Below are 12,372 nucleotides of genomic sequence, written 5' to 3'. Positions count from 1 at the left end.
CGGATGTGGAAGGCAGGACCAACGACTGCCGCAGCTGACCGGTACTAATCAGCCGACAGCTTGCTCACACCATTCACTGCTACGCGTCCACTGTGCGGTTCCCGAACCACGACCCACCCCCACCCGCCACCACCAGGTGGCCGGGTGCGCGGGGTGCCAGGTTCGACCCCGTTACGGCGGTCATAGCGGTGGGGAAACGCCCGGTCCCATTCCGAACCCGGAAGCTAAGCCCACCAGCGCCGATGGTACTGCACCCGCCAGGGTGTGGGAGAGTAGGACGCCGCCGGACAACCATTACCACGAAAGGCCACCCCGACACGGGGTGGCCTTTCGTCGTTCCCGGACCGAGCGTGTCTCTTGCGATACGGGACGACGTCGGCGCGCAGCGCGTCGGTCGCACACAGGTGTTGCCTGGGAGGGCTGCCCGCCGTCCGTGGGACCATGGGTGCCGACGTACGACGAGAGGTCTCCAGATGAACAGCGACGACGACCGGGCCACGAGGCGCGGGGACGACGAGGGGCGACGCCCGACGGCCGGCGGCCGCGCGGGCCAGGGCGCTCCCGGGGGAGCGGGCCGGAGCCGCGACCAGCAGGGGCTGGACGGCCCTCGTCGTCGGATCGCGGGCGAGGCACCGGGCGGGCGACGCGCCGCAGCCGGAGGTCCGCGGGCGACGGGTGACGGGTACGCGTCAGGGCGTCCCTCGAGGGGCCGTCCGGGCGGCGACGCCGGCGGTGCACCCCGGTTGTCGGGACGGGACGGGCGGGGCTTTGCGGGGGACCGCTGGTCCGGAGCGGCCGGCACGTCGGAGCGACGCGGGGGTCCGCGCGAGGACGGCGGCTCCTCCCGGTCGCGGGCGGTCTCCGGCAGGGGCGGCCAACCGGGCGCCGGCTCGGGCGGGGGCGCCGCTCCGCGAGGCGGGCGGGGAGGGGCTGGCTTCGGCCGCCCTGAGGGCGGTGCGGGTTCGGGGTACCAGCGTCGCGACGACCGTCGCGGCGCCGGCGGTGACCCGCGTCGTGATCAGCGTGCGGGGGGTGGCGGTTTCCAGCGTCGCGACGGGGGCGGTGGGGACCCGCGCTCGTCTGAGCGTGCGGGTGGGTACGAGCGCCGGGACGACCGACCGGGCGGCTACCAGCGCCGGGACGACCGTGCGGGTGGGTACCCCGGCCGTGAGGACCGGCCGGGTCGTTCTCAGGGCCGGGACGGCCGTGCCGGCGGCGGGTCCCCGCGGCGCGACGCCGGGGCGACGGGCGGGTACCGGGGCCGTGACGACCGCGCCGGCGGTGCAGCAGCGGGTTTGCGGAGCGGTGGTCGGTCCTCGGACCGACCCTGGCAGTCGGGTGAGGACCGACCCTGGGGCCGTCGCGACGCGGACGACCGCGCGACGGACCGCGGAGGACGGGGCGGCGCGGACGCCGGTCGTGGGCGGCCCGGCCGGCCGGATCGCGGTGGGCCCGGGGGCGGTGCGGGCCGCTCCTGGGAGCGGCGCGAGGGTGCAGCAGGGCCGCGGCGGGACGACCGCGACAGCGGTCGGCCGTGGTCGGGCCGAGCCGTGGGTGCTCGCGGCGGTGACGACCGTCAGACAGACAGGGCCGGGGGCGCCCCCGAGCAGCGGGGCGCGCTGCGGTCGGCGCGGCCGGCCGCCGGGCCGGCGATCCCCGAGGACGTGGTCTTCGGCATGCTCGACCGGGACGTGCGGGGGCGTCTGCGCACCCTGACGAAGGAGAACGCCGACGTCGTGGGACGTCACCTCGTGATGGTCGCGCGGCTCCTGGACGACGACCCAGAGGCGGCGTACGCGCACGCCACGGCGGCGGTCGTCCGTGGCGGCCGCGTCGACGTGGTGCGCGAGGCGGCCGGGCTCGCGGCGTACCGCACCGGCCGGTGGGCGGAGGCGCTCCGCGAGCTGCGGACGGTGCGCCGCCTGAACGGGTCGTCCGAGCACCTGCCGGTCATGGCGGACTGCGAGCGGGGTCTCGGGCGCCCCGAGCGCGCTCTCGCCCTGGCGCACGACGAGGGTGCCGCCGGGCTCGACCCCGCGGGCCGGGTGGAGCTCGCCATGGTCGTCAGCGGTGCACGGCTCGACCTCGGGGAGCCCGACGCCGCCCTCGCCGCGCTGGGGACGCCGGAGGTGCGCGCGGCGGGCGGGGTGCTCGGGGTCCGGGTGGCACAGGCGCGCGCGACGGCGCTCGAGGCGGCCGGCCGTGCCGAGGAGGCCGCGGCGGAGCTCGCCGGCTTCGACGCGGCCCAGCTCGCGGCGGCCGGCGGCCGGGTCGACGACGACGACGACCTCGTCGTCTGGGACCTCGCCGACGAGGACGACGAGCAGGACGGCCGGCCCGCCGGCGAGCCGGACGACGAGCAGGACGGCCAGCCCGCCGGCGAGCCGGATGACGAGCAGGACGACGAGCAGGACGGCCAGCCCGCCGACGAGCAGCCCGACGAGGTGCGGGACGGGCAGCGCGACGAGGTGCGGGACGGCGAGCAGCGCGGGCAGCAGGACGCGGACGTGCGAGGGGACGAGGCGTGAGCGGCGGGCTCGTCGCCAGCCCGCAGCCCCCGGCGGAGGGGTACGACCTCGCGCTCGTCGACCTCGACGGGGTGGCCTACCGGGGCCCGGAGCCGATCGAGCACGCCGCCGCCAGCCTGACGACGGCGCGCGCCCGCGGGATGCGGCTGGTGTTCGTCACGAACAACGCGTCGCGCGAGCCGGGGACGGTGGCGGAGCACCTGTCGGGCCTCGACATCCCGACCACCCCCGAGGAGGTCATGACGGCCGCGCAGGCGTGCGCCCAGCTGCTGCTCACCCGGCTCGCGCCGGGCTCGCGGGTGCTGGTCGTCGGCGGTGCGGGGCTGCTCACCGCGGTCCGCGAGGCGGGGTTCACGGTGGTGTCGTCGGCCGACGACGATCCCGTCGCCGTCGCCCAGGGGTTCGCCCTGGAGGTCGGGTGGACGCAGCTGGCCGAGGCCGCGTACGCGGTGCAGCGCGGGGCGTGGCACGTGGCCTCCAACCGTGACCTGTCGATCCCCACGGCGCGCGGCACGGCGCCGGGCAACGGCTCGTTGGTGGCGGCGGTCGTGGCGGCGACCGGCGTCGAGCCGGCGAGCGCCGGCAAGCCGGAGCCGACCATGTACCACCTCGCGGTCCAGCGGGCGGGGGCACGGCGCGTCCTCGTCGTGGGGGACCGGTTGGACACCGACCTCGCGGGCGCGCGGGGCGGGGGGTACGACGGGCTGCACGTGCTCACGGGCGTCAGCAGCGCGCGGGACGCCGTCCTGGCCCCGCCGCACCTGCGTCCGCACCTGCTGGGGGCCGACCTGCGCGCCCTGCTCGTGCGGCATCCGGTGCCCGTGCCGGGCGCGGAGGGGTGGTGGACGTGCCGCGCGGCGGCCGCGCGGGTGGTGGACGGGCGGCTCGAGCTGCGCGGCCCGACCCGCGTCTCCGCGGACGACGACCTCGAGCCCGCGGTGGACGTGGCGCGGGCGGCCTGCGCCGCGGTGTGGGCGGCGGTCGACGAGGGCCGGGCGGTGGACCCCGTCTCGGTGCCGGACCTCGTCGTCACGTCCTGACCGTACGCCGAGCACGCCGAGCCGTCCCCAGCCCGGATCCTGCCGGGTGGCCACCGGCGGGGCGTGCCGGGACGGGGCGCGCGGGTGCCAGCAGGTACCGTGAACGCGCGCCCGGGTCCTCCCGTGCACGTCGTCGCCCTCGTCCGGCCCGGCGCGTGCGACGACCGCGAGGCGCACCGAGCACCGACAGGAGAGGGTGGACGGCCTCGATGAGCCAGCCGACCACGGACCCGCGCCCCCTGGCGCGACCGGTCCCGCGTCCGCCCGTGCCGCGGGCGGCTCTCGCACGTCCGTCCGCCGACGCCGGCACGCCCGACCGAGCCGTTGCTACCGAGGACGCCGCGATCGCCGACGAGTACGACGTCGCCGTCGAGGAGGCCTTGCGGACCCTGGACGGCCTCGTCGACCGGCCGCTGGCCGAGCACCCCGGGGCGTACGAGGCGGTCCACGCAGCGCTGCAGGACCGGCTCGCGGACCCCGGCCGGTGAGCGTCGCGGTGGAGGACGCACGGGTGACGGCGCGGCTGGACGCCGAGCTGGTCCGCCGCGGGCTGGCGCGGTCGCGCCGGCACGCCGGGGAGCTGCTGGACGCCGGGCGCGTGCAGGTGGACGGGCGGGCGGTGGGCAAGGCCGCGCGGGCGGTGGCGCCGGAGGCGCACCTCGACGTGCTGGCCGACCCGGACGACGCCGACTGGGCCAGCAGGGCCGCGTTGAAGCTCGTGGGCGCCCTCGAGGCCCTGGGGGCCGCGGCGCCGGCGGTCGCGGGGCGGACCTGCCTGGACCTGGGCGCGAGCACCGGCGGGTTCACCGACGTGCTCCTGCGGCGCGGGGCGGCTCACGTGACGGCGGTCGACGTCGGGCACGGCCAGCTGCTGCCGCGCCTGCGCGAGGACCCGCGCGTCGACGCCCGCGAGGGGGTCAACGTGCGCCACCTGCGACCCGGCGACGTGCCGACGCCCGACCTCGTCGTCGGCGACCTGTCCTTCATCTCGCTGACGCTCGTCCTCGGGCCCGTCGCCGCCCTGCTGCACCCGTCCTCGGACGTCCTGCTGCTGGTCAAGCCGCAGTTCGAGGTGGGCCGCGAGCGGCTGGGCAGCGGCGGGGTCGTCCGGGACGCGGGGGCCGCCGCCGCAGCCGTCCACCGCGTCCTCGTCGCCGCCGCCGGGCACGGCCTGGCGACCGCGGGCCTCGTCCCCAGTCCCGTGGTCGGGACGCACGGCAACCGGGAGCACGTCGCGCACCTGCGGCCGCTCCCCGCTGCGGTCCCCCCGGACCTGGCATGGGTGGCGCGGCGGACCGGGGCGGTGCCGGCATGAGGCGCACGGCCCTGGTCGTCGTCCACCTGGGTCGCGCGGAGGCACGGCAGGCCATGGACGAGGTCCTCGCGGAGCTCGCGCGGGCCGACGTCGACGCGCTCGTCGCCGGCGACGACGAGCCGGCGCCCGACCCGGTGCCCGCGGTCGACCTCGTCATCGTCCTGGGCGGCGACGGGACGATCCTGCGCGCGGCCGAGCTGACGCGGGGCACGGGTGCGCCCCTGCTCGGCATCAACCTGGGGCACGTGGGCTTCCTGGCCGAGGCGGAGCGCGACGACGTCGTCTCCTCGGTCCGTCGCCTGACCTCCGGCGCCTTCACCATCGAGGCGCGCACGACCGTCGACGTGCGGGTGCACGCCCCGGACGGCTCCGTCTCGACGGGTTGGGCCCTCAACGAGGTGGCGCTGGAGAAGGTCGAGCGCGCGCGCATGATCGAGGTGGTCGTCGCGGTGGACGAGCGGCCCCTGTCGTCGTTCGGCTGCGACGGCATCATCGTCGCGACCTCGACCGGGTCCACGGCGCACGCGTTCTCCGCGGGCGGACCCGTCGTGTGGCCGGACGTCGACGGCATGATCGTCGTGCCGGTCTCCGCGCACGCCCTGTTCGCGCGGCCCCTCGTGCTCGGGCCGCGGTCGGTGCTCGCGGTCGAGCTGCTCGAGGAGTCGGCGGCCGGCGGCGCGCTCACGTGCGACGGGCGGCGTCGCATCGAGGTACCCCGCGGCTCCCGGGTCGAGGTGCGCCGCAGCCCCGTCCCCGTGCGCATGGCCCGGCTGAGCCCGGCGCCCTTCACGACCCGGCTCGTGCACAAGTTCGGGCTGCCGGTCGAGGGCTGGCGGGGACGTCCTGTCACCCTGCGGTCGGCGCCGCGTCCGGAGGAGGCCGGGTGATCGAGGAGATCCGCATCGCCGACCTGGGCGTCATCGGTGCCGCCGAGGTCCGGCTGGGGCCGGGGCTGACCGTGCTGACGGGGGAGACCGGCGCGGGCAAGACGATGGTGCTGACGGCGCTGGGCCTGCTGCTCGGCGCGAAGGCCGACCCCGCGGTGGTGCGCACCGGGGCGCGGGCCGCGTCCGTGGAGGGCCGGGTGGCGGCGGCCGCGGGCACCGCCGTCGGGGAGCGCGCCGTCGAGGCCGGCGCGGAGCTCGACGAGGACGGCTCGCTCGTCGTCGTCCGGACCGTCGGGGCGACGGGCGACGGCGGCACGGGCCGCTCGCGCGCGTTCCTCGGCGGGCGGTCGGTGCCCCAGGCCGTGCTGGGTGAGCTCGCCGACGCGCTCGTCACGGTGCACGGCCAGGCCGACCAGGCCCGGCTGCGCTCGCCGTCGCACCAGCGCGAGGCCCTGGACGCGTTCGCGGGGCCGGAGCACGGGGCGGAGCTGGCGGCGTACCGGGAGCGGTGGGCGCGGCGCGCGCGCCTCGCGACCGAGCTCGCCGAGCTCGTGGACCGGGCCGAGGACCGCGCGCGGGAGGCCGAGCTCCTCCGCCTCGGCCTGGAGGAGGTCGAGCGCGTCGACCCCCAGCCGCACGAGGACGTGGACCTCGACGCCGAGATCGGCCGGCTCGCGCACGCCGAGGACCTGCGGTCCGCCGCGACGGGGGCCCGTGCCGCGCTCACCGGCGGGGACGACCCGGCCGGCGAGGCGACGAGCGCGGTCGCCGTCGTCGAGCACGCACGCCGGGTCCTGGAGGCGCAGGGCCACCACGACGCCCGGCTGGCCGAGCTCGCCACGCGGGTCGCGGAGGCCGGCTACCTCCTCGCCGACGTGGCGACGGAGCTGTCCGTCTACGTGTCGGACCTGGCCGCCGATCCGTTGCGCCTGGACGCCGCGCAGGCCCGCCGCGCCGAGCTGGCCGCGCTCGCCCGCCGGCACGGCGGCGACGTCGACGCCGTGCTGGCCTGGTCGGGCGAGGCGGTGCGCCGCCTCACCGACCTCGAGGGCGGCGACAGCCGCGTCGCCGGGCTGCGCGCGGAGCTCGACACCCTGACGCAGGAGCTGGCCGAGCGGGCGGCCCTCCTCGGCGAGCGCCGTCGGGAGGCCGCCGGCCGCCTGGCGTCCGCCGTGGGCGCGGAGCTGGCCGGCCTGGCCATGGCCGGCGCCCGCCTCGAGGTGCGGGTGGAGCCGGCCGACGAGCCGGGGCCGCACGGGGCCGACCGTGTCGAGATGCTCCTCGTGCCGCACGCCGGCGCCCCCGCGCGCCCGCTCGGCAAGGGCGCCTCGGGCGGGGAGCTGTCCCGGGTGATGCTGGCCATCGAGGTGGCGCTCGCCGGCGAGCAGGGGGAGCGCGGGGCCGGGCCGGGCACGTTCGTGTTCGACGAGGTCGACGCCGGCGTCGGCGGCCGCGCGGCCGTCGAGATCGGCCGACGTCTCGCGTCCCTGGCGCGCACGGCCCAGGTCCTCGTGGTCACCCACCTCGCGCAGGTCGCCGCCTTCGCCGACCACCACCTCGTCGTCAGCAAGTCGAGCGCCGGCGGCGTGGACGTCGTGACCGCGTCCGACGTGCGGGTCGTGGCCGACGACGAGCGGGTGCGCGAGCTGGCGCGGATGCTGTCCGGCCAGGAGGACTCCGACGTGGCGCGCGCCCACGCGGCTGAGCTCCTGGAGGCGTCGTCCGTGGGACGATGACCGACGATGAGATTCTCCCTGCGCAAGGCTGCCCCCGTCGTCGACGGCGCCGACGTGGTCGGGCCGGCGCGCGTGGACCACCGCACCAAGAACCTGACGAAGCGGCTGCGACCCGGCGACGTCGCGGTGATCGACCACCTCGACCTCGACCGCGTCTCCGCCGAGGCGCTCGCGGCCTGCCAGCCGGCCGCCGTGCTCAACGCCGCACGCTCCACCTCCGGGCGGTACCCCAACCTGGGGCCGGAGATCCTCCTGGCGGCGGGCGTGCCCCTCGTCGACGACCTCGGGCCCGACGTCATGACCGTGCCCGAGGGGCACGAGCTGCGGCTGGTCGAGGGCGCGGTGTACGACGGCGAGACCCTCGTCGCCGAGGGCGTGCTGCAGACGGACACGACCGTGGCCGCGGCGATGGCCGACGCGCGCGAGGGCCTGTCGGTGCAGCTCGAGTCGTTCGCCGCGAACACCATGGACTACCTGCGCCGGGAGCGGGAGCTCCTGCTCGACGGGGTCGGCGTGCCGGACGTGCGCACGGACCTCGAGGGGCGGCACGCGCTCATCGTCGTGCGCGGCTACCACTACAAGGAGGACCTCGTCGTCCTGCGCTCGTACATCCGCGAGTACCGGCCGGTGCTCATCGGGGTGGACGGGGGCGCCGACGCGATCCTCGAGGCGGGGCTGCGGCCCGACATGATCGTCGGCGACATGGACTCCGTCTCCGACCGGGCGCTGTCGTGCGGCGCGGAGGTCGTCGTGCACGCCTACCGCGACGGCCGCGCGCCCGGCCTGGCGCGCGTGGAGCAGCTCGGCGTGCCGCACCTCGTCTTCCCCGCGACCGGCACGAGCGAGGACGTGGCGATGCTGCTCGCCGACGACAAGGGCGCCGAGCTCATCGTCGCGGTCGGCACCCACGCCACGCTCGTGGAGTTCCTCGACAAGGGCCGTTCGGGCATGGCCAGCACGTTCCTCACGCGCCTGCGCGTGGGCAGCAAGCTCATCGACGCCAAGGGCGTGTCCCGGCTCTACCACCACCGCATCTCGAACCTCCAGGTGGTGCTCCTGGTCCTGGCCGGCCTGCTCGCGCTCGGCGTCGCGCTCGCCTCCACCGAGGCGGGTCAGACGCTGCTGGGCCTGACCGCCGCACGCCTGGACGACGTCGCGTCCTGGTTCACCGGGCTGTTCGGGGGCGCGTGATGCCGCACCTGGCACCTCCCGCGCCCGCCCGCCCCCTCGACCGAGAGCACCGACCGTGATCGACTTCCGCTACCACCTCGTCTCCCTCATCTCGGTGTTCCTCGCCCTGGCGGTCGGCATCGCCCTCGGCGCCGGGCCGCTGGAGGAGACCATCGGCGACACCCTCACGGGTCAGGTGGACCAGCTCCGGGTCGAGCGCGAGGAGCTGCGCACGCAGCTCCAGCAGTCGGAGGCGGAGCAGCAGGACCTCGAGGCGTTCGCCGCCGCGACCGGTCCGCAGCTGCTCGAGGGCGCCCTCGCCGGCCGGCGCGTCGCCCTCGTGCAGCTCGGGGAGTCGTCGCCGGAGCGCGTGGCGGCCGTGGACGCCGCGCTCGCGGCCGCCGGCGCCACCACCTCCGCGCGCGTGACGCTCACGGACGCCTGGACCGACCCGGAGCAGCGGCCCTACCGCACCGCGCTCGTCGGCAACCTCGTGGAGTACCTCGACCCGGCGCCCGCCGAGGACGCGGGCACGGCCGCCGAGCTCGCCGCGGCCCTCGTGCAGGGGCTCGTCCGGGGCGACGCGGCCAACCCCGACGCCCTGGGGCAGGACGCCTCGCTCCTGCTCGAGCTGCTCAGCACGGGGGACAACGCGCTGGTGACCCTGCAGGACCCGGTCACCGCGCCCGCCGACGCGGTCGTCGTCCTGCAGCCCCTGCAGACGGACGACGCGGGCAACGTGACAGACCCCGTCGCGACCCCGACGACGGACTCGACCGAGGCGGCCGTCGCGCTGCTGCGGGCCGGCGGGACGTACGCCGAGGGTGCGGTCCTGGCGGACGGCCCCGAGACGGGTGACACGCTCACCACGGCCGTTCTCGCCGACGCCGACCTGGCGGCCGAGCTCACGACGGTGACCGGGACGCAGGGCGTCGTGGGGCAGACCGTCCTGCCGCTCGCCCTCGCGGCCGACATCGCGGGGACCGTGGGGCACTACGGCACCGGCGACGGTGAGACGGTGCTGCCGCCCTCCGTGACCCTGCCGGCACCGGACCGCACCCCGACATCCGTGCCCGAGCAGCCCACCGACGGCGCCGACGCCGGGACGGGCGAGGGGTGAGCGCAGCCGCCGCCGGGGCCGCCGCTGCCGTGGCCGGTGCGCTGACGTGCCGGGCGGCGCGCGCGGCCCTGCGCTCCCGGACGCCGGGCGGGGCCGGACGGTGGACGCGGACGAACCACCGGGGCGAGCCCGTCAGCCTCCTCGCCGGGCCGGCCGTCGCCGCCGCCACCGCGGTGGGCGGTGCCGCGGGCGCACTGCTCGGCGGGCGGAGCGGGACGGGGCGGGGTGCACCCGGTCCGCTCGCCCTGGCCCTCACCACGGCGACGGTGACGGCCGGCGCGCTCGGGGTCGTCGACGACCTGTCGGAGGACCCCGCGACGCGCACGAAGGGCCTGCGGGGCCACCTGGGGGCGCTCGCGCGGGGGCGGCTGACCACCGGCGGCGCCAAGGTGCTCGGCATCGGGGCGGGCGGCCTGGCCGCGGCGGCCCTCGTCGTGCTGCCGTCCGTCCCGGCGTACCGCCGCGGGCGGCCCGGGACGCTCGCCGACGTCCTCGTCTCGGGTGCGCTCGTCGCGGCGGCCGCCAACCTCGTGAACCTCCTCGACCTGCGGCCCGGTCGCGCCCTGAAGGCGTCGGCGGTGGCGGCCACGTCCCTGCTGGGGTCGGGATCGGGAGCGGGGGCGGTGCGCCCGGCCGCCGTCGGGCTGCTCGGCGTCGTCGTGGCCGCGCTGCCGGCCGACCTCGACGAGCGCGACATGCTCGGTGACGGCGGCGCGAACGCCCTCGGCGCCGCGCTCGGCACCCTCGTCGTCGCCGGCACCGGCCCGCGCACGCGGGTGGCCGTCCTGGGCGCGCTCGTCGCCCTGACGCTCGCCAGCGAGCGGGTCAGCTTCACCCGCGTCATCGAGGCGACGCCGGTCCTGCGCGAGCTGGACGCCTGGGGGCGCCGCCCGCCCGCGCCCTCCGGACGGTGAACCGGCTCCTGCGGCGCGCCGCCCCCGGTCTGGCGGGCGCCGCCGCGCTCATCGCCGCCGTGACGGTGGTCAGCCGGGTCCTCGGCTTCGTCCGGTCCCTCGCCATGGCGGACGGGGTCGGCGCGGGTGCCATCGCGGACGCGTACAACCGCGCCAACCTGCTGCCGAACGTGCTCTTCGAGGTCGCCGCCGGCGGCGCGCTCGCGGGGGCCGTGGTGCCGCTGCTGGCAGGCCCCCTGCGGCGCCGCGACCGCGTGGAGGTCGACGCGGTGGTGCGGGCGGCGGTCGGCTGGACCCTCACCGTCCTGGTCCCGCTCGGGCTGCTGCTCGCCGCCCTCAGCGGGCCGCTCGCGACCCTGCTCACCCCGTCCGGCGACCCCGGGCTGACCGCACTCGTGCGGACGTTCCTCCTGGTCTTCGCCCCGCAGGTGCCGATGTACGGGCTCGCGGTGCTCCTCTACGGCGTGCTCCAGGCGCACCGACGGTTCTTCTGGCCGGCCTTCGCGCCCGTGATGTCCTCGCTCGTCGTCATCACGACCTACCTCGTCTACGGCGCGCTCTCCGGCGGTGTGCGCGACGACCCCGGCGCGCTGCCGGGCGGCTCGGTCGAGGTCCTCGCCTGGGGCACGACGGCCGGCGTCGCGGCGATGTGCCTGCCGATGCTCGTGCCCGTGCACCGGCTCGGTGTCCGCGTGGCGCCCTCGTGGCGGTTCCCGGCGGGCGCGGGCCGGCGCTTCCGGTCCCTTGCGCTCGCCGGGGTGGGGGCGCTCGTCGCCCAGCAGGTCGCCGTCCTCGTCGCCATGGGCGTCGCGACCGCGCGGGGCGGCGACGGCGCCTTCACCGTCTGGACGTGGACGCAGCAGCTCTACCTGCTGCCGTACGCCGTCCTGGTGGTGCCGCTGGCCACCTCGAGCTTCCCGCGGCTGGCCGAGCGCTGGGCCGACGAGGACCGCGCCGGCTTCGCGGCGCTGACCGCGCGCACGACCGCCGCCGTCCTCACAGCCGCGGCGGCCGGGGCGGCCGCCGTCGCCGCGGCTGCCCCCGGTGTGGCGGCCGTGTTCGTCGCCGTCGAACAGGGCGACGGACGTCTCGTCGGGCAGGTCGTCGGGCAGGGCATGGCGAGCACGCTGACCGTGATGGTGCCCGGGCTCGTGGGGTTCGCGGCCGTGTTCCACGGCTCGCGCACCCTGTACGCCGCCGAGCACGGGCGGGCGGCGGTCGCGACGACCGCGGCGGGCTGGGGCGCGGTCGCGCTCGCCACCGTGGCGCTCGGGCTCATGCTCACCGCCGACGGGCCCGACGCGCTGCGCGTGCTGGTCGCGCTCGGCGCAGCGCACACGACGGGGATGCTCGTCGGGGGCGTGGTGGTGCTCGCCGCGGTGCGCCGGGTGGCGGGGCCCGCCGCCGTGGCGGGCCTGGCACGGACGACGGCGGCCCTCGTCGTCGGGGGCGCGGGCGGTGCCGTGGCCGGCCGGTGGGTCACCGACGCCGTGCCCGCCGTGGCCGGGGACGGCCTCCCGACGGTGGTAGCCGGCGCGGTCGGCGGCGCGCTCGTCGCGCTCGTCGTGCTCGTCGCGGTCCTCGCCCTCCTCGACCGCGCGGCGTTGCGACGGCTCGCGCGCCTCGGCCGTGGTGCCGACGCGCCCGTCGGGTAGGCTGGAG

General features: G+C 77.8%; 10 protein-coding genes and 1 rRNA gene. All 11 read left to right on the top strand.

Annotated features, from left to right (window positions below; all coding sequences use genetic code 11):
• Nucleotides 1-172 precede the first annotated feature (172 nt).
• The 11 genes from rrf to murJ all read left to right on the top strand — a co-directional run bounded on the left by rrf (nt 173) and on the right by murJ (nt 12,365).
• Nucleotides 173-289 (top strand): 5S ribosomal RNA (gene rrf / locus BM048_RS13480).
• Nucleotides 290-1,550: 1,261 nt separating this feature from the next.
• Nucleotides 1,551-2,528: a hypothetical protein gene (locus BM048_RS13475; RefSeq protein ID WP_175499546.1), complete on the top strand. Its 978-nt coding sequence runs from the start codon at nt 1,551-1,553 to the stop codon at nt 2,526-2,528.
• On the top strand, nt 2,525-3,568 hold the full coding sequence (locus BM048_RS13470; RefSeq protein WP_090033805.1) for an HAD-IIA family hydrolase: 1,044 nt from the start codon (nt 2,525-2,527) through the stop codon (nt 3,566-3,568). Before BM048_RS13475 ends, BM048_RS13470 begins: the two co-directional genes overlap by 4 nt.
• 209 nt (nt 3,569-3,777) lie before the next feature.
• Nucleotides 3,778-4,056, top strand: a complete 279-nt coding sequence (locus tag BM048_RS13465; RefSeq protein ID WP_090033803.1) for a hypothetical protein — start codon at nt 3,778-3,780, stop codon at nt 4,054-4,056.
• A 23-nt stretch (nt 4,057-4,079) separates the two neighbouring features.
• On the top strand, nt 4,080-4,883 hold the full coding sequence (locus BM048_RS13460; protein WP_090033853.1) for a TlyA family RNA methyltransferase: 804 nt from the start codon (nt 4,080-4,082) through the stop codon (nt 4,881-4,883).
• Nucleotides 4,880-5,770, top strand: coding sequence for an NAD kinase (locus BM048_RS13455; RefSeq protein ID WP_090033851.1), 891 nt, complete (start codon nt 4,880-4,882; stop codon nt 5,768-5,770). The genes BM048_RS13460 and BM048_RS13455 overlap by 4 nt, the downstream gene beginning before the upstream one ends.
• Nucleotides 5,767-7,506 carry a DNA repair protein RecN gene (gene recN, locus BM048_RS13450; RefSeq protein WP_090033801.1) on the top strand — a complete coding sequence of 580 codons (1,740 nt, stop codon included), beginning with the start codon at nt 5,767-5,769 and terminating at the stop codon, nt 7,504-7,506. The genes BM048_RS13455 and recN overlap by 4 nt, the downstream gene beginning before the upstream one ends.
• 6 nt (nt 7,507-7,512) lie before the next feature.
• On the top strand, nt 7,513-8,697 hold the full coding sequence (gene steA, locus BM048_RS13445) for a putative cytokinetic ring protein SteA (protein ID WP_090033800.1): 1,185 nt from the start codon (nt 7,513-7,515) through the stop codon (nt 8,695-8,697).
• A 55-nt stretch (nt 8,698-8,752) separates the two neighbouring features.
• Nucleotides 8,753-9,796: a copper transporter gene (locus BM048_RS13440; protein ID WP_090033798.1), complete on the top strand. Its 1,044-nt coding sequence runs from the start codon at nt 8,753-8,755 to the stop codon at nt 9,794-9,796.
• Nucleotides 9,793-10,710, top strand: coding sequence for a hypothetical protein (locus BM048_RS13435; RefSeq protein ID WP_139224456.1), 918 nt, complete (start codon nt 9,793-9,795; stop codon nt 10,708-10,710). The genes BM048_RS13440 and BM048_RS13435 overlap by 4 nt, the downstream gene beginning before the upstream one ends.
• Nucleotides 10,707-12,365 carry a murein biosynthesis integral membrane protein MurJ gene (murJ, locus tag BM048_RS13430; protein WP_090033797.1) on the top strand — a complete coding sequence of 553 codons (1,659 nt, stop codon included), beginning with the start codon at nt 10,707-10,709 and terminating at the stop codon, nt 12,363-12,365. Before BM048_RS13435 ends, murJ begins: the two co-directional genes overlap by 4 nt.
• The last annotated feature ends 7 nt before the right edge of the window (nt 12,366-12,372 follow it).

The sequence above is a fragment of the Cellulomonas marina genome (assembly GCF_900111925.1).
Lineage (GTDB): Bacteria > Actinomycetota > Actinomycetes > Actinomycetales > Cellulomonadaceae > Cellulomonas > Cellulomonas marina.
Note: the sequence above shows the minus strand (reverse complement) of the source record. Positions and strands in the feature narration are given on the sequence as shown.

What these genes read in the sequence shown, in the direction of transcription:
- BM048_RS13465 (WP_090033803.1), top strand. Translation starts at nt 3,778, where the DNA reads ATGAGCCAGCCGACCACGGACCCGCGCCCCCTGGCGCGACCGGTCCCG.
- BM048_RS13455 (WP_090033851.1), top strand. Translation starts at nt 4,880, where the DNA reads ATGAGGCGCACGGCCCTGGTCGTCGTCCACCTGGGTCGCGCGGAGGCA.
- steA (WP_090033800.1), top strand. Translation starts at nt 7,513, where the DNA reads ATGAGATTCTCCCTGCGCAAGGCTGCCCCCGTCGTCGACGGCGCCGAC.